At 35.2% G+C, this 17,758-nt stretch carries 19 protein-coding genes and 1 riboswitch; all 19 genes read right to left on the reverse strand.

Features of this window, described 5'->3' with window-relative positions; translation table 11 throughout:
- Positions 1-426: 426 nt before the first annotated feature.
- On the reverse strand, positions 427-933 hold the full coding sequence (locus BW929_RS13425) for a phosphatase PAP2 family protein (RefSeq protein ID WP_076546002.1): 507 nt from the start codon (positions 931-933) through the stop codon (positions 427-429).
- 401 nt (positions 934-1,334) lie between these two features.
- The gene (ychF, locus tag BW929_RS13430; RefSeq protein WP_076546003.1) at positions 1,335-2,426 is read right to left on the reverse strand and encodes a redox-regulated ATPase YchF; all 1,092 of its coding nucleotides are present in this window, start codon (positions 2,424-2,426) and stop codon (positions 1,335-1,337) included.
- A gap of 24 nt (positions 2,427-2,450) precedes the next feature.
- On the reverse strand, positions 2,451-2,630 hold the full coding sequence (locus BW929_RS13435) for a DUF951 domain-containing protein (protein WP_076546004.1): 180 nt from the start codon (positions 2,628-2,630) through the stop codon (positions 2,451-2,453).
- A gap of 75 nt (positions 2,631-2,705) precedes the next feature.
- A complete protein-coding gene (locus BW929_RS13440; RefSeq protein WP_076546005.1) occupies positions 2,706-3,257 on the reverse strand; it encodes a tetratricopeptide repeat protein in 552 nt (183 codons plus the stop codon).
- Positions 3,258-3,486: 229 nt separating this feature from the next.
- Positions 3,487-4,920 (reverse strand): aminomethyl-transferring glycine dehydrogenase subunit GcvPB, encoded by a 1,434-nt coding sequence (gene gcvPB, locus BW929_RS13445; protein ID WP_076546006.1) that lies wholly within the window; start codon positions 4,918-4,920, stop codon positions 3,487-3,489.
- A complete protein-coding gene (gene gcvPA, locus BW929_RS13450) occupies positions 4,921-6,258 on the reverse strand; it encodes an aminomethyl-transferring glycine dehydrogenase subunit GcvPA (RefSeq protein ID WP_076546007.1) in 1,338 nt (445 codons plus the stop codon).
- Positions 6,259-6,260: 2 nt separating this feature from the next.
- Positions 6,261-6,644 (reverse strand): glycine cleavage system protein GcvH, encoded by a 384-nt coding sequence (gcvH, locus tag BW929_RS13455; protein ID WP_076546008.1) that lies wholly within the window; start codon positions 6,642-6,644, stop codon positions 6,261-6,263.
- A 63-nt stretch (positions 6,645-6,707) separates the two neighbouring features.
- Positions 6,708-7,781, reverse strand: coding sequence for a glycine cleavage system aminomethyltransferase GcvT (gcvT, locus tag BW929_RS13460; RefSeq protein ID WP_076546009.1), 1,074 nt, complete (start codon positions 7,779-7,781; stop codon positions 6,708-6,710).
- 98 nt (positions 7,782-7,879) lie between these two features.
- Positions 7,880-7,962: riboswitch (glycine riboswitch) on the reverse strand.
- 56 nt (positions 7,963-8,018) lie between these two features.
- Positions 8,019-8,705: a DUF554 domain-containing protein gene (locus tag BW929_RS13465; protein WP_076546010.1), complete on the reverse strand. Its 687-nt coding sequence runs from the start codon at positions 8,703-8,705 to the stop codon at positions 8,019-8,021.
- Between the two features lie 49 nt (positions 8,706-8,754).
- The gene (locus BW929_RS13470; RefSeq protein ID WP_076546011.1) at positions 8,755-9,603 is read right to left on the reverse strand and encodes a ParB/RepB/Spo0J family partition protein; all 849 of its coding nucleotides are present in this window, start codon (positions 9,601-9,603) and stop codon (positions 8,755-8,757) included.
- Positions 9,596-10,357 (reverse strand): ParA family protein, encoded by a 762-nt coding sequence (locus BW929_RS13475; RefSeq protein WP_076546012.1) that lies wholly within the window; start codon positions 10,355-10,357, stop codon positions 9,596-9,598. The genes BW929_RS13470 and BW929_RS13475 overlap by 8 nt, the downstream gene beginning before the upstream one ends.
- Positions 10,358-10,390: 33 nt before the next feature.
- Positions 10,391-11,197 carry a nucleoid occlusion protein gene (gene noc / locus BW929_RS13480; RefSeq protein ID WP_076546013.1) on the reverse strand — a complete coding sequence of 269 codons (807 nt, stop codon included), beginning with the start codon at positions 11,195-11,197 and terminating at the stop codon, positions 10,391-10,393.
- A 116-nt stretch (positions 11,198-11,313) separates the two neighbouring features.
- Positions 11,314-12,045, reverse strand: coding sequence for a 16S rRNA (guanine(527)-N(7))-methyltransferase RsmG (gene rsmG / locus BW929_RS13485; protein WP_076546014.1), 732 nt, complete (start codon positions 12,043-12,045; stop codon positions 11,314-11,316).
- On the reverse strand, positions 12,035-13,942 hold the full coding sequence (gene mnmG, locus BW929_RS13490) for a tRNA uridine-5-carboxymethylaminomethyl(34) synthesis enzyme MnmG (RefSeq protein WP_076546015.1): 1,908 nt from the start codon (positions 13,940-13,942) through the stop codon (positions 12,035-12,037). Before mnmG ends, rsmG begins: the two co-directional genes overlap by 11 nt.
- Before the next feature lie 21 nt (positions 13,943-13,963).
- Positions 13,964-15,358 carry a tRNA uridine-5-carboxymethylaminomethyl(34) synthesis GTPase MnmE gene (gene mnmE / locus BW929_RS13495; RefSeq protein WP_076546016.1) on the reverse strand — a complete coding sequence of 465 codons (1,395 nt, stop codon included), beginning with the start codon at positions 15,356-15,358 and terminating at the stop codon, positions 13,964-13,966.
- 136 nt (positions 15,359-15,494) lie between these two features.
- A complete protein-coding gene (gene jag, locus BW929_RS13500) occupies positions 15,495-16,130 on the reverse strand; it encodes an RNA-binding cell elongation regulator Jag/EloR (protein ID WP_076546017.1) in 636 nt (211 codons plus the stop codon).
- 2 nt (positions 16,131-16,132) lie between these two features.
- Positions 16,133-16,783: a YidC/Oxa1 family membrane protein insertase gene (locus tag BW929_RS13505; RefSeq protein WP_076546018.1), complete on the reverse strand. Its 651-nt coding sequence runs from the start codon at positions 16,781-16,783 to the stop codon at positions 16,133-16,135.
- A gap of 14 nt (positions 16,784-16,797) precedes the next feature.
- The gene (gene yidD / locus BW929_RS13510; protein ID WP_076546019.1) at positions 16,798-17,007 is read right to left on the reverse strand and encodes a membrane protein insertion efficiency factor YidD; all 210 of its coding nucleotides are present in this window, start codon (positions 17,005-17,007) and stop codon (positions 16,798-16,800) included.
- A 95-nt stretch (positions 17,008-17,102) separates the two neighbouring features.
- Positions 17,103-17,432: a ribonuclease P protein component gene (rnpA, locus tag BW929_RS13515; RefSeq protein ID WP_076546020.1), complete on the reverse strand. Its 330-nt coding sequence runs from the start codon at positions 17,430-17,432 to the stop codon at positions 17,103-17,105.
- Between the last annotated feature and the right edge of the window lie 326 nt (positions 17,433-17,758).

Raw genomic sequence — 17,758 nt, forward strand, 5'->3', positions numbered from 1 at the left:
CTGAAGGATGAACTCTTTTATCTTCAATCTGCTCTAATTTTTGAATTAAATCGTAGACCCTGTTACAATATTGATAACAACTTAATGTATGATTTTTAGTTTTCATTTTTCCCCGTCTCCTTTTTTGTGTGTTTTTCTTGTCAATTAACACTTTCAAAAAAGGGCGGGGATTTCCTTTATTAAAGCCCGAATTATCAATCATCATAAGGTTTTTAATTGGGATAATTGTATGACTAATATTTCTAATATTCTTTATTTTGGAACTACTGCTGAGAATACTGTTTGAACTGTATTCTCCTTATTTTTTAAAAATCATTTGCGGAATCTCTGTACAGGTACCGTGTACCACCCGAATTATGTCTCTTTATGTCGAAAAAATTCTCCAAGATAATCGCTGTTTCACCAACTTTTTAATTCACTATTAAGTTAAAATAAATATTTAATTTCTATTATTTTTACAGTAAGGACAATTATTATAGACCCAATAATATCCGAAGGATAATGTACTCCCACCATAATTCTTGTCAGAGCAGTTATCACCGCCATTATAGTCATTAAAATGCCCAGCTCTAAGCTAATATTTAAAACAGCAAGCGAAATAATCAATGAACTTGCTGTGTGGGTACTGGGAAAAGAGTGGTCCTCTCTCTGCTCAACGAGGCTTTTTAACTTAAACTCTGCAAAAGGACGCTGGCGATTATATAAAGTTGGAATAACTTTAACTATCAGATATACAGCAGCCGGAATCAGTATAAAAGCTTTGAGTCTGGCATCTTTGTTATAAATGAGCCAACCACCAACCGCAAAATAGATCACGGAAAAAAACTTAGAAGAAAATTTTGTAATAAAAACTGCCAGCTCTAGAATAAACTCATGACTGACAGTAAAATTATATAATATATAAAATATTTTTTGATCAATTTTTTTTAACATAATAATTGCCTCTTAACTTTCTTGCCCTTTTAGAAAAATCAGCTTTTGATAATATAAAAAAATTATTACTTTTCTAATTCACTACTTTAATCAGAATATACAAAGAGATTATCAATAATATAATTTGTGAACTCAATCGGAGTAACTTTTTTTAATACACTATAGAGAGATTATCACCTCTTTATTTTATGAATTCAATCGAAGTAGATTTTTAAACTTTATATTAGAGAGATTATCAACAGTATAATTTGTGAATTCAATCGAAGTAACTTTTTTGGGAATTAAATGCGTATAGATTTTTCAAAATACACTCAAACTCCACAGCTACATTAGAAAAATCAGCCTTTAATTCATCAAAAAAGTGTTAGCGGAGATTGTAACAAATTATACTGTTGATAAGATCAGACATTAAACCTAAAGTGGCAGATATCTCCATCCTGCATTATATAATCCTTACCTTCAAGGCGCAGCAATCCTTCTTCTCTTGCCTCAGCCATTGATCCCACTCGTTTTAAATCTTCAAAACTTACAATTTCAGCTCTGATAAAACCTTTTTCCATATCACTGTGAATCCGACCTGCTGCCTGAGGTGCTGTCGAACCTTTTTCTACTGTCCAGGCTCTGCATTCTTTTTCTCCTGCAGTTAAAAAAGTAAGCAGGTTTAATAATTCATATCCGGCTTTAATTACTCGATCCAGCCCGGAATCATTAAGTCCTAATTCTTCTAAAAACATATCTTTTTCGTCTTCATCAAGTTCTGCAATATCAGCCTCAATTTTAGCGCTAATTTCAACCACCTTGGCACCATCACGCTCAGCGTGTTCTTTTACATCTTTGACTAATTCATTCTGACCGGTATTAATATCTTCTTCATTAACATTAGCCAGATAAATAATAGGTTTAGCACTTAATAACTGCAATTCTTTAACCAGTCTCTCTCCAGTTTCTGAAAGATCAAGCTGACGAATATTTTTTCCTTCTTCCAGAGCAGCTGAAATTTTCTCCAGTGATTCAACTTCCCTGAGATATATTTTATCTCCACTTTTAGCCTGTTTTTTAGATTTTTCCAGTCTTTTTTCTACTTGAGTTAGATCAGCCATCATTAATTCTGTATTAATAATATCTATATCTCTATCCGGAGAAATTTTACCATCAACATGGGTTATATTTTCATCATCAAAACAACGTACCACCTGAGCAATAGCATCTACTTCTCTGATATGAGCTAAAAATTTATTGCCCAGACCTTCTCCGCGACTCGCCCCTTCCACAAGTCCTGCTATATCAACGAATTCAATCACTGTTGGAGTTTTCTTTTCAGGCTGATATTTTTCTGCCAGCCAATCGAGCCGCTCATCCGGTACAGGTACAACACCAACATTAGGATCGATTGTGCAGAAAGGATAATTTGCTGCATCAGCTCCAGCTTCTGTCAGAGCATTAAAAAGAGTCGATTTGCCTACATTCGGCAGTCCAACGATTCCTATTTTCATTTAAAAATCTTCCTTCCTCAATAATTAAAGTTTTTTCTTAACGCTTTTTTCAAATTTATTTCTTGGTAACATAATTACTCTCTCACAGGTCTCACATTTGGCTTTAAAATCCATGCCAACCCTTATAATTTCCCAGGTTTTACCCCCACAGGGATGTGTTTTTTTAAATTCTACCCTATCACCTACTGAATAATTTTCCGGCATTTAAAGACCCCTTCCTATAATAGACTTAACCAGCAGTAATATTTACTAAAAATATAATTAATTATATTTTTAAACCTATGTTAAAAGAAAATAAAGAATAGTAATTAAAGTGATTACTAAAAAGATAACAAAAAGACAGCCTGGATCCTTATAAAAAGGCTTATCGGCATTTAAATGATAGCTGAAACTTCCTCTTTTTCTTGCCTTTTTTAGATATTTAATAGATTCCGAATAATTCCCTTCTTCACGATAAATTACACCTAAATTATTATAGGCAGGTCCATAATCCTCATCTACTTTAATCGCTTTCTGATAAAGTTCTTTGGCTCTCTTTGAATTACCCAATTCTCTAGCTATACTTCCCAGATTGGTAAGAGCAGGAGCAAAGTCTGGATCCTGCTGCAGTATTCTATTGAGCAGTGATTGAGCCTGATTAAAATCTTTTTTATAAATATGAATAACGGCCTTTTTATTAAGAGCAGGCACAAAACCGGGTTTTTCTTCTAAAAACTGATCAAGCAGATTTTCAGCTTTTTTTCGTCTCCCCTTTTCCATTAGTTCAACACATTCCTGGTAAAGTTTTTTATTTTCTTCTTCCAGCTGATTTTTATAAATTTCTTCTCTCATTTTTACCCCCACTTTTAATTAACTTCAATTTAATATTATATCATATAGATACCTAAAACTGCAAAAATGGCCCTCAACAGGGCCATTTTTAAATATCTTTTTTTATGTCCAGGAAATTATACCTAATATTTTTTGGGGATAAAATTTTTAGTTTCATAATTTCCGATATCAACATAATATTACCTTAATGTATTAAAGATATCCTGAGGATATTTTATTCTTACATTTATTACCAGTGTAAATCAGGATTTCTAGCAGCTTCTGTTTCATTTAGTTTTCTAACAATGGTGGAATGCGGTGCATTTTTTACTATTTCAGGATTCTCTTTTATTTCCCGGGAAATAGTTAGCATTGTCTCTACAAAATGATCTAGAGTGCCTATGTTTTCAGTCTCTGTTGGCTCTATCATCATTGCTTCCTTTACTACAAGTGGGAAATAGATAGTAGGAGCATACTGATCATAATCCAGTAATCTTTTCGCTATATTTAAAGTCGAAGCTCCTTCTTCTTTCTGACGGCTGCCAGATAGAACAAACTCATGCAAGCTATCTTCAGCATATGGAAGCTCAAAATCATTTTTTAGCTTTGCCTTTAAATAATTAGCATTTAAAACAGCATTTTCGGTTGTCTCTTTTAGGCCGCTGCCACCTACAGTTTTAATATATGACCAGGCTCGGAGCATAACTCCATAATTCCCATAAAAACTGTGGACCTTACCAATTGATTTTGGGCGCTGATAATCCCAGTAATATTTTTCTTCATCTTTTTTTAATAAAGGCTTCGGCAGATAAGGAGCTAAAAAGTCCTTAACACCAACAGGTCCAGATCCAGGGCCTCCTCCTCCATGAGGAGTTGAAAATGTTTTGTGAAGATTAAAATGCATTAAATCAAAGTCCATCAGTCCCGGCTTGGCATAACCCATAATTGCATTCATGTTTGCACCATCATAATATACCAGACCACCAACTTCATGAACCATCTCAGTTATCTTTAAAATATCTTCTTCAAAAATACCAAGTGTATTTGGATTGGTCAGCATCAGTGCTGCAGTTTTTTCATCCAGAGCCTCTGCCAGCGCATCAAGATCAACCATCCCCCTCTCATTTGAGGCAATTTCAACCACATCAAAACCAGCCATTGCTGCACTGGCCGGGTTGGTTCCGTGAGCTGAATCAGGAACAATCACCTTAGTCCTTTCTTCTTCACGATCTGCAAAATACTTTTTAACTATTAAAAGCGATGTGAATTCCCCATGAGCCCCTGATGCCGGTTGCAACGTTATCTCATCCATAGCACTAATTTCTGCCAGATCAAGTTTTAACTGGTACAACAACTCCAGAGACCCCTGCAGCTGTTCTACAGGCTGGTAGGGATGAATATTTGTTAAACCTGAAGTTCTGGCCACTCTTTCATTTCTTTTGGGATTATATTTCATCGTACAGGATCCAAGGGGATAGATACCCGAATCAACACCATAATTCATCTCACTTAAAGCTGTATAATGTCTAACCACATCAACCTCACTTACTTCCGGCAGCTCTAAATCTTCTCTTAAGTAATCAGCTAAATTTTCGGCAAGATTGCTTTTTTCCACCTCAAGCGGAGGTAGAGAGTATCCTTTTCGTCCCGGACTGCTGTAATCTTTTATTAATTTTTCCTCCACTTAAAGCACCTCCAGTTTTTCTACTAATTTATCCATTTCTGTTTTTGTTCTTTTTTCAGTAACACAGACTAAAATTCCTTCACTGCCAAGCTCTTTTAGGTCATAACCGGCAATTATATCAGCCTTCATTAGCTCATTAATTAATTCTGTACTGTCTTTTTCAGATTTTAAAACAAATTCATTAAAAAAATTCTCTTTATTTAAGACCTGATAACCAGCCAGCTGATCAAGTTTAGCAGCTAAATAGTGTGCTTTATGATATGACTGTTCTCCTACTTCTTTAAGACCTTCTTTGCCCATTGTTGAGAGATAAATTGTAGCCATTAAAGCATTTAAAGCTTCATTAGTACAGATATTAGAAGTTGCTTTTTCGCGGCGAATATGCTGCTCTCGGGTCTGTAAAGTTAAAACAAAACCCTCTTTACCTTCAACATCAGTAGTTTTACCAACAATTCTACCAGGAAGCTGTCTTAACATCTTCCTATCATCCCGACAGGCCATAAAACCAAGGTTTGGTCCCCCATAATTAAGACCGCTGCCCAGACTTTGAGCTTCTCCCACTACAATATCAGCTCCAAAATCGGCGGGAGCTTTTAATAAGCCAAGTAAAATTGGATTAGCTATTATTAACAATAAAGTCTTTTTGTTATTTTTTACTATCTTTGAAATTGATTCCATTTTTTCGATAGAACCATAAAAATTTGGATACTGAAGCACAACTACAGCTGTTTGATTATCAATTTTTTCCTCAATTAAAGCGGGATTAATAATTTGATTTTCACTTTCTAAATCAATAAAATCAAGATCTACCCCTGAACCATAAGTTTTTATAACTTCTCTGTAGGCAGGATTTATTGTATCCGGTAAAATAACCCGTGCTTTTCTTGTTATTCTGGCAGCCATAGTAACTGCTTCTGCTGCTGCTGAACCTCCATCCAGCATTGATGCATTAGCAATTCCCATACCTGTTAGATCACAGATCATGCTCTGATATTCATAAATGGCTTCCAGAGTCCCCTGACTCAACTCTGCCTGATAAGGTGTATAGGCTGTATAAAACTCCGAACGAGAAATTAATGCATCAATTATTCCGGGAACATAGTGATCATAGGCTCCTGCCCCCAAAAAAGATATCTGTTGATCAAGGCTTTTGTTCTTAGCTGCCTGTGCCTGAGCCTTTCTCATTAATTCCATCTCAGAAATTCCTGCTTTGATTTTTAATTCATCATCTGCTGCTACTGCTTCTGGTATCATCTGAAAAAGATCTTTAACTTCTTTTATTCCAATCTCCTTCAGCATTTTGTTTTTTTCTGCTGCTGTATTGGAAATATAGTCCATGCTTATTCCTCCTCTATGAATTCAGCATACTCCTCAGCAGATAAAAGTTCATCCAGTTCGGAATCATCAGCCGGATCAACTTTAATTAGCCATCCTTCACCATAGGGGTCATCGTTAATAAGTTCCGGATTATCAAGTAAATCTTCGTTAACTTCTATTACTCTGCCGCTAACCGGTATAAAAGTGTCAGAAACAGCTTTAACCGACTCTAAAACCCCAAAGCTATCATCTTTATCGAATTCTTCGTCAACTTCTGGTAATTCTACAAAAACAATATCACCCAGTTCCTCCTGCGCAAAATCAGTAACTCCGATTACCAGATAATCTTCTTCTTCTCTAACCCACTCATGGTCCTCCGAATAATATAAATCGTCTTTTACACTCATTTTTATTCCTCCTTTTGATTTTTAATACAGAATCCAATTGCTTTAATTATTATATTTATAGTCCTAAACAAAAGGACCTTTTACTACCTCAGCTTTAATTTTTCTGCGCCTTACTTTAATTTCAATTTGACTGCCAGCTTCTGTATAATCATTATTTATATAAGCAAGACCTATTCCTGTTTCTAAAGTTGGTGAATAACTTCCACTGGTTACTTCTCCAATTTTTTCTTCACCCACATAGACTGGATAACCATGGCGGGCTACACCTCTACCCTGAATTATAAATGGAGTTAATTTCCGCTGACAGCAGTCTTTTTTAATCTCACTCAATCTATTTTTACCGATAAACTCTTCTTTATTTATTGAAACTGTCCAGCTTAATCTGGCTTCAAAGGGGTTGGTGCTTTCATCTATATCATTACCATAAAGAGCATACATTTTTTCAAGTCTAAGAGTGTCTCTGGCCCCAAGGCCACAGGCTTGAAGTCCATAATCCGATCCTGCTTCCATCAACTCTTTCCACATTTTTTCAGCTGCTTCAGGATCAAAATATAGTTCATAACCAAGTTCTCCCGTATAACCGGTTCTTGAGACTATCATATTAACCCCGGCAACTTTAGCCTGCCTAAATCTATAGTAATCAATACTATTTAAGTCGATATCTGTTAATTCTGTCAGTATTTTTTTCGAATCCGGACCCTGAAGAGCCAACATTGCATACTGTTCCGAAAGATTTTCAGCAGTTGTTTCTTCCAGCAGGTGTTTATTTATCCATTTAAAGTCCTTTTCAATATTAGAAGCATTTACAACCAGCAGATACTGGTCTTCCTGCAGACAGTAAACCAGTAGATCATCAATTATTCCTCCATCTTCTTTACAGATAGGCGTATATAATATTTTACCCTTTTCAAGTTTGTTTAAATCATTTGTTATAATATGCTGCAGTGATTTAAATGCATTCTTACCTCTAACAAGAATCTCTCCCATATGTGAGACATCAAAAAGACCACATTTTTTTCTGACAGCTTTATGTTCTTCAATAATCCCAACATATTCTACTGGCATTTCCCAGCCACCAAAATCAGTCATCTTTGCTCCCATATCCTTATGTATCTGATTGAGCGGAGTTTTTTTCATTAATTTATCCCCCTTTTTATGAGTTAAAAAGCAAAAACAGGAAGTCGGAAACTAATCCGACTCCCTGTTCATAAACTATCAAAAAATGTCCAGAGTTACGTCCAGCTGAATTCTTTTTGCCTGAGAGTTTCGGTTCCCCTTGCTCCTTCGGCGCCACTATGGTCTCTCATTCAGCCTTCACCCGTTTTATTTAATTCTATGTATTAATTATATATTATTTTTTTAAATATTGCAAAATTAAAATACAAATGCTGTTAGAAAAATAGCAACCAGCAGTGCCGGCAGTAAGTTTCCGGTCTTAATCTTACTAACGCCCAGCATATTTAAACCGATAGCTGTAATTAAAAGTCCTCCGCTGGCTGTCATTATCCGAATCATGTCTTCAGTCAAATATACAGCTGCCCAGCCCGCTGCTAAGGTGATACTCCCCTGATAAATTAGTATCGGAATAACTGAAAAAGCAACTCCTATCCCTGTGCTTGCAGCAAAAGCAATTGAAGTTATCCCATCCAGCAGGGATTTTGTAAATAAGATACTGGGATCTCCATTAAGACCATCCTGAATTGATCCCATAATTGCCATTGCCCCAACACAGTAAATTAAACTGGCCTGAACAAAACCCTGTACAAAAAGGTCATCTTCTCCCCCAAATCTTTCTTTTAAATGTTCACCAAATTCATTTAACCTTGTTTCTAACCCCATTAATTCTCCAATAACCGCACCAATCACCAGACTAAAAATAACCAGCAAAATATCTGGATCCTTTTCAATACTAAAAGCCATTTTCATTCCAATTAAAATTACAGCCAGACTAATCCCATGGATAACAGTGGTTTGAACTTTTTCGGGGAATTTGCCGCGAAAAAGCACTCCAATAGTACTTCCAGTCAGTACAGACGCCACATTAACTATAGTTCCTATCATTATATCACCTATCTACTCTCTTCTATATATATTTGTTTCACATGAAACACTACTTGATTTTTTTCATCAGATTATTTAATTTTTCAACACTATCAATTTCAATAGTCAATAAATTATTCTTCTTTCGCTGCTTAATTTTAACCTTTGTCCCTAATTTTTTCCCTAATTCCTCTGCTGCCTGCTGCCAGATTGGAGAAAGCTCACTGCTTTCTTTTTTCTTTTCTTTATCTTTTAGAGGGTTTTTAAGCTTTTCAACATAATTTTCTGTTTCCCGAACTGTTAAATCCTGAATTATTATGTTTTCACAGGCTGCAACCTGGGTCGATTCTTTTTCTAAAGATAAAAGAGCCCGGGCATGACCAATTGTTATTATTCCCCGTTCAAGATGATTTTTAACTTTATCAGCAAGCTTTAATAATCTTACCATATTTGAAACATTAGAACGACTTTTGCCGACCTGTTTTGCCAGATCTGCCTGAGTTATATCAAAATTATCCAGCATTTCCTTATAAGCCTTTGCCTCTTCAACCGGATTTAAATCCTCTCTCTGTATGTTTTCAATTAGCGCAATCTCAAGCATTTCCTGATCATCAAAATTTCTAATTACCGCTGGTATTTTATTTAACCCAACCAACTTTGAGGCCCGCCACCGCCTCTCTCCTGCTACAATCTGATATTTTTCTGCTTTTATCTTGCGTACTGTAATTGGCTGAATAACTCCTTTTTCCCTAATTGAGTTTGCCAGTTCCTTCAAAGCATCTTCATCAAAATTACTCCGCGGCTGAAAGGGGTTGGCCTCAATTTGATCAACAAAAATTTCTTCAACTCTACTTTGATCAACATTCTCCTCATTATTTATGAGCGCACTTAAACCTTTACCCAGTCTTTTTTTACTCAAGAGAGATCACTTCCTCTGCTAATTTTCTATATGCTTCTGCCCCTTTTGAAGAGGAGCTGTAATCTAAAATTGGTTTTCCAAAACTTGGTGCTTCACTTAAACGAACATTACGAGGAATTATCGTCTCAAAAACCAGTTTAGAAAAATAATCTTTAACCTCATCTATTACCTGCTCCGAAAGATTGGTCCTTGCATCATACATTGTCATCAAAACTCCTTCAATTCTTAAATCAGAGTTTAAGTTTTTGCGAACAAGTTCAATAGTGTTCATCAGTTGGCCCAAACCCTCTAGCGCATAATATTCACACTGAATAGGAACCATTACACTATCTGCAGCTGTTAGAGCATTCAATGTTAATAATCCCAGAGATGGAGGACAGTCAATAATAATATAATCATAATTTTGATCCAGATTTTTTAATGATTTTTTAAGTCTGCTTTCTCTGGACATGATAGACACAAGCTCTATTTCAGCCCCTGCCAGCTCAATATTAGCAGGAATAATATCCAGATTCTGACTCTCGCTCTGCAAAATTGCTTTTGCAGGTGGCTCAGACTCAATCAATAGGTCATAGATTGTATATTCTACCTCCGACTTTTCGATTCCCAGGCCACTGCTTGCATTTCCCTGAGGGTCAATATCAATCAATAAAACTTTATTGCTTTTTTCTGCCAGGCCAGCACTCAAATTAACTGCTGTTGTACTCTTGCCGACCCCACCTTTCTGGTTGACAATTGCAATTTTTTTAGCCATCATTTCACCTCTTTGTGAATATCATTTAATATTTCACTTTTTATTAGATAGTTTAATATAATATTCTATACTATCCTGTTCATCATTACGCTCATAATCCACCGTGATACCGGAATCTTTAATTTCTTTAATTCTTTTTTCCAGAGAATTTGCAAAAAGTCTCAGATCATCAGAAATATGCTTGATCTTCTTTTTTGCCTTTTTTGGCTGCTTTCTTTTTTTAATAAGTTTTTCAGCCTCTCTTACGTTCAAACCTTTACTGCTTATTTCTTCAACCACTGCTAGCTGTTCTGAAGCAGAGTCTAATTGCAAAAGTGCCCTGCCATGACGCTCACTTAAATCAGCTGTCAGAATTTTTTCTCTGATTTGAGAAGGTAAATTTAATAAGCGCAGTTTATTTGCAATTGTTGACTGACTTTTTGAAACTCTTGCCGCCAGTTCTTTCTGTGTTAAATTAAATTGATCTATAAGTCTTTGATAAGCATGTGCTTCTTCTAAAAAATTCAAATCTTTGCGCTGTAAATTTTCAATTAAGGCTATTTCTGCCATTTGTTGATCATTAAAATCTTTTATTACTGCCGGAATCATTTCCCTATTTAGAAATCTGGCAGCCCTGAGCCTTCTTTCTCCGGCAATTAGTTCATAACCATCCTCTTTTTTTCGGACTGTAATTGCCTGGATTAAACCAAAATTTTTAATCGAACTGGCAAGTTCTTCAATCTCAGCCTGATTAAATTCCTGACGGGGCTGAAATGGATTGACTTTAATTTTTTTTGTTTTTATTTCTACAATCTGATCCCTGTTTTTTTCATTTTCCTGATTAAAGAAAGGAATTTTCATTCATGATTACCCCCACATAAAAATATATTTCTCTAAATTACTTAAATATCCTTTATTAATATTTAAAATTTAAGCCAGAGTTAAGTTATTTCCTAAACTATTTCCCGGGAAATAACTTATAAGGGGCGTTTTTTCGGAATTCCAGCCCTGCGAGGAAATTTGACTGGAGTTTTAGAAACTTTTTCAACTATAACTAAATAACGTTCTGCCTCCAGTCCAGGTACATCAAGCTCTATAACCTCTTTTATTTGAGCCCCTAATGTTTTTAGAGCAGTCTCAGCTTCCTTTATTTCTGCTTTATATTCAGGACCTTTATAAAGATAGGCAAGAGCCCCCACTTTTAAAAAAGGAACTGCATATTCGAGTAATACATTTAAAGAAGCCACAGCTCGTGAACAAACATAATCATAAGAAGCTCTCCATTCATCAATTTGAGCCAGATCTTCAGCTCGGCCGTGGCTGGCATCAATACCCTTAATGCCGAGTTTATAGATTAACTGGTTTAAAAAATTAACTTTCTTAGCTGAAGAGTCAAGTAAATAGAAACTGTCTCCTGGCAAAAATAGTTTCAAAACCATACCCGGAAAACCAGCTCCAGTTCCTATATCAAGCCATCTTTTTCGACCATCAAAATTAAGCTGCTTTAAAATAACCAGTGAATCTAAAAAATGTTTTTTAATAACAGCATCTGCTTCAGTTATTGTACTTAAATTATATTTTTTATTTTCTTTAATAAAGAAAAGATAATATTCCCACAGCTGTTCGAGCTGTTCACTGCTGTAGGAAATATCTAAAGCTTCAATTCCTGCTTTTAACTGCTTAATAAATTCATTTTTATTATTCTCCACTCTGCTCCTCCTTTTTAGTTCTATTATACTGCTCTAAATAGATCATCAGGGCAGAAATATCCGCTGGAGAAACACCAGAAATTCGGGACGCCTGACCAATCGAAAGTGGTCTGATCTTATTTAACTTTTCTCTCGCTTCAAGACGCAGGTTATCAAGCTGATTATAATCTAATTCTTCAGGTATTGTCTTTTCTTCCATTTTTCTAAACTGCTCAACCTGTGCCTGCTGACGCTCAATATAACCTTTATATTTTACCTGAATCTCTACCTGTTCCTGAACATCCTTCTTAATTTCCGGCAGGTCATCAGCAAAAAATTCAAGATCCGGATAAGAAATTTCTGGTCGACGGAGTAATTTTTCCAGGCTGACCGGTTTGCTTAAGTTTCCGCTACCTAACTCTTCCAGTCTGGCTCTTACTTCTTTGGTAGGATTAACCTGATTTTCATCTGCTCGCAAATAATTTAAGGCTTTTTTTACTCCTTCCATTTTCTCCTGATAGTTATTATATCTCTGATCACTTACAAGACCAATTTTTCTACCAAGAGGTGTTAAACGTTGATCTGCATTATCCTGTCTTAATAACAGTCTATATTCAGCTCTAGAAGTCATAATTCGATATGGCTCCGGAGTTCCTTTTGTTACTAAATCATCAATTAAAACACCAATATAGGCCTGTGATCTTTTCAAAATTAATGGTTCTTTATCCTGAAGACTTAAAGCAGCATTGATTCCAGCAATCAAACCCTGACCAGCAGCCTCCTCATAACCGGAACTTCCGTTAATCTGTCCGGCTGTATAGAGTCCCTTTACTTTTTTTAGTTCCAGATCCAGTTTTAATTCTTCCGGATCCACACAATCATATTCAATTGCATAACCCGGTCTCATAATTTCTACATTTTCCAGGCCGGGTACTGTTCTTGCCATCTCAATTTGAACATCATAGGGTAAGCTGGTAGAAAGACCGGAAACATAGTATTCATCTGTTCCTAGGCCTTCCGGTTCAATGAACAACTGGTGCCTTCCTTTATCAGGAAATCGAACCACCTTATCCTCAATTGACGGACAGTAACGGGGTCCTACACCATCAATTACACCACTAAATAATGGTGTCCTCATTTTATTATCACTGATAATTTTATGAGTTTCTTCTGAAGTATAGGTTAAATAACACATTGCCTGTTCTCCAGTTAAAGGATCAGATTCAAAAGAAAAGCTTAATCCTTCCTCACCGGGCTGAGGCTCCATCTTTGAGAAATCCATAGATTTTTTACTTACTCTGGGGGGAGTCCCTGTTTTAAATCTTCTTAAATTAATCCCCAGCTCTTTTAGACTTCCCGAAAGTTTATTTGCAGGATACTGCTGATTAGGGCCAGCATTAAATTTAGCCTCACCAATTATAATTCTTCCTTTTAAAAAGGTTCCTGTTGTTAGTACAACTTTTTTACCCGGAAAAAATATACCGGTTTTAGTTACAACACCTTTAACTTCTCCATCTTCGACAATTATATCTTCTGCAATTTGCTGTTTTAAATCTATATTATCTTCCTGTTCCAGGACCTGTTTCATTCGTTTGTGATACTCATCTTTATCTGATTGTCCCCGCAGACCGTGAACCGCCGGCCCCTTACTTGTGTTAAGCATTCTAATTTGAATCATTGTTTCATCCATATTTCTGGCCATTTCTCCACCAAGTGCATCAATTTCTCGCACAATATGAGATTTACCTGGTCCCCCCAGAGAAGGATTACAGGGCATAAATGCAACATGATCAAGACTAACTGTAAGTGTTAATGTTTTTAAACCCATTCTGGCAGGTGCCAGAGAAGCTTCACAGCCAGCATGGCCGGCTCCTATTACTATTACATCGTATTCTTTTGGATATTTATGAAAATCCATTATATCTCTCCCTCTTAAGATTTATTTTCCAAGACAAAAATCATTAAATATTCTATCTAAAATGTCATCAGCAACAGTTTCTCCTGTTATTTTCCCAAGCCCATCCAGACAATCCTTTAAATCTATTGTTAAAAAATCATAGGGCATATTTGTTTCATGTGAAACAATTACTCTTTCAATTGCTTCTTCTGCCTTAACCAGAGCATCACGATGTCTGCTCTGAGTAATTACTGCTTCCGCGTCTAGATCAATTTCCTCATCAAGAATTTCTGCTAAAATATCATCTTTTAATTCATTTAAACCTTCTTCTTCCAAAAGTGATATCCAGAGTACACTGTGCTCAGAAAATTCATTCTCTATCTTTTCTTTTTCAATCACAGCCGGCAGATCAGTCTTATTAACAATTACAATCAGTGGTTTATCTTTAATTAATTTATAAATTTCTCTATCTTCTGCTGTAATACCCTGATTTATATCAAGCATAAAAAGTACCAGATCTGCTTTTTCAGCTGACTTTCTTGTTCTTTCAACTCCAATTTTTTCTACAGCATCACTTGTTTCTCTAATTCCTGCTGTATCAATAATTTTTAAAGGAATTCCCTGCAAATTAACAAATTCTTCAATAACATCCCTGGTTGTCCCCGGAATATCTGTAACAATTGCTCTTTTTTCCTCTAAAAAATAATTTAAAAGGCTTGATTTCCCTACATTTGGTTTTCCTACAATTACAGTTTTTAAACCTTCTTTGTAAATTTTACCCTGTTTACTGCTTTTTAATAACTTTTCTATTTCTTCTTTAATATAATTAAATCTAGCTCCGAGTTCAGATGGTGAGAAGCCCTCTATTTCATCCTCTGGATAATCTATAGCGGCTTCCAGATGAGCCAGAGTTTCTACAGCTTCCTCTTTTATCTGATCAACTTTTTCGGAAAGTTTTCCGTTTAACTGATCAACAGCCAGATCCAGACTTTTTTCTGTTTTAGAATTTATTACTTCGATTATAGCTTCTGCCTGAGCCAGATCAATCCTGCCATTTAAAAAAGCTCTCTGAGAAAATTCCCCCGGTTCAGCCAGTCTGGCACCATATTTTAAGCTTAAGTCAAGCACTGCTCTCAGAGGAGTCATTCCCCCATGACAGTCAAATTCCAGAACATTTTCTCCGGTGAATGAATGGGGTTTTCTCATCATAATTGCTACAACTTCATCAATCATTTTCTCAGATTCTGGTTCCACAACTTTTCCATAATGAGCTGTATAAGTTTTCTGATCAGCCAGCTTTTTTCCTTTTTTAACTGATCTAAATATTTTATCTCCAATTTGATAGGCCTGAGGCCCACTTATTCTTATTTTACCGGTACCACCTGTACCAAATGGAGTTGCAATTGCTGCAATAGTATCTTCTTTTAATATATCCAATCTCAACACCTCCTAAAAGATAACCCAGCAGGGAAAATCCCTGCTGGGTTAATGATAAAAGCCATTTGCTTCTTTTGTTTTCTTTTTATTGATAGCTGCACCAAATAATGCAGCTCACTATTTATATTAGATAATTTTACTTATCTAATGGTTCTATCATAACTTTACGGTAGGGCTCTTTCCCCTCACTGTATGATTTAACATTTTTATTTTCTTTAAGTTTAATATGAATAATTCTTCTTTCATGTGGTGGCATTGGCTCTAAAACAACTTTTCTCTGTTTCCTTTCTGCTTTAGCAGCCAGTCTCTCTGCCAATCTCTCCAAAGTTTCCTGACGGCGATCACGATAACCTTCAGCATCAAGTAGAACTCTAAAATATTCTTCCAGCTCTTTATTAATATAGATAGAAGTCAAATACTGCATTGCATCAAGAGTTTCTCCTCGATGACCAATAACCAGACCGAGTTCTTTTTCCCCTGTTAAGTTGTAAACAACCTGCTCATCATCACTTTTTTCTCCCATAATTTCAACATCAACATTTATATTGGCCTTATCTAAGAGTTTTTTTAAAAACTCCTTACCTTTTTTTACAGGATCAAAAATTTCTTTTACCTCAACTACAGCATCTTTATTTCCGATTAATCCCAATAAACCTTTACTTCCTTCATCTATAACATTAATCTCAGCATTTTCTCTTGCAATTCCAAGTTCAGTTAGAGCTTTTTCTACAGCTTTTTCGACATTTTTAGCTTCTACTTTTATGCTTTTCATTTTTATTCTGCATCCCCCTTGATTCTGCTAGGTTCTTTAGATAGGAAATACTGCTGACCTACAGTAAATAGGGTTGATGTAAACCAGTATAACAGGACACCAGCAGGTAATGAGAAACCAATAAATACTATAAAGAGAGGCATCAAATACATCATTTTATTGCTTTTGCCTTCTCCACCAGAAATCTTTTGAGTCATATAAGTCTGACCTAACATAACAAGTGCATTTAAAAGAACAATTGCAATGTCTGGCTCAGCCAGTGACCCATTGGTAATAGTTCCTATCCATAAAAAAGCCTCATTTGCCATCTTATCTCCCAGAGCAAAAATTGTCCTATATAAAGGTATTAAAATAGCCATCTGAACGATCATTGGCAGACAGCCAGCAGCTGGATTAACTCCGTGTTCCTGATAAAGTTTCATCATTTCTTCCTGCTGCTTTTCTTTATCCTCTTTATATTCTTCCTGAATTTTTTGCATTTCAGGCTGTATTTCCTGCATCTCTCTCATTGAACGCGTCTGTTTAGCTGTTAAAGGATATAGTACCAGCTTGATTAACAGAGTGAAAATTATAATTGCAACCCCATAATTACCGACAATATTGTAAATAAAATCTAGAGCATATGCCATTCCATTAATTAACCAATCAAACATTTAATAAATTCCTCCTATTCTACCGGATCATATCCCCCGGGATTGAAAGGATGACAGCGCAAAATTCGCTTAAATCCCATCCAACCACCTTTTAAGGCTCCGTATTTTTTTACAGCCTGTCGCGTATATTCGGAACAGGTAGGACGAAACCTACAGCTTTTTGGCGTCCAGGGTGAAATAATCTTTTGATAGATTTTAATTAAAAACAAAAATAATTTTTTCATTTTATCACCTTATTTAACCAGTTTCATAATCATTATCATAATAATTATGTAAATTTAGATAAATAAAATCAATTATTCTTAAACTTTTATGTAATTTAAATTAAATTCATCTTCTTATATAATTTTTTTACATCTTTTTTTAAACTTTGATAGTCAAGATTAACAACTGGTTTACGGGCAATAAAAATTATATCATAACCTTTAAATTCTTTTTCTTTTTCATAATCTCTTATAATTTCTCTTAATCTTCTTTTTAACTTATTTCTAACAACAGCATTTCCAATCTTTTTGCTAACTGACAAACCATAGCGGTTTTTTTTACCTTTTTTGTAATTTAAGCAGTAAATTACCAAATTTCTGGTTGCATATGATTTTCCATTTTCATATACTTTTTTAAACTCCTTATTTTTTTTAAGACTCTCCACCAAATAACCTCCAGCTAAAATAATCCACAACTAAGACAATTTTTTATTCATACATTTAAAATTATATGCTATTTAGGCAGTAGAGTCAAGAAGTTTTAGGTTTATCCACAAGATAAATTTTTCAAGGGTTTGTTGATAATTTGTTGATAATCTGTTATTATTAATATGGTTATTTAGGATTATATTTTATTAATTCCTGAGCTAATAGTTAAGATGATATTAACAATCTGTTTATAAAATAATCAACAAAACTATAAATTCTAGTCAAATACAGCAAGTTATCCACAATTTCTTAATTATTTATCCACAAACTGTTAATAACAATC

This window comes from Halanaerobium kushneri, assembly GCF_900156285.1.
GTDB lineage: Bacteria > Bacillota > Halanaerobiia > Halanaerobiales > Halanaerobiaceae > Halanaerobium > Halanaerobium kushneri.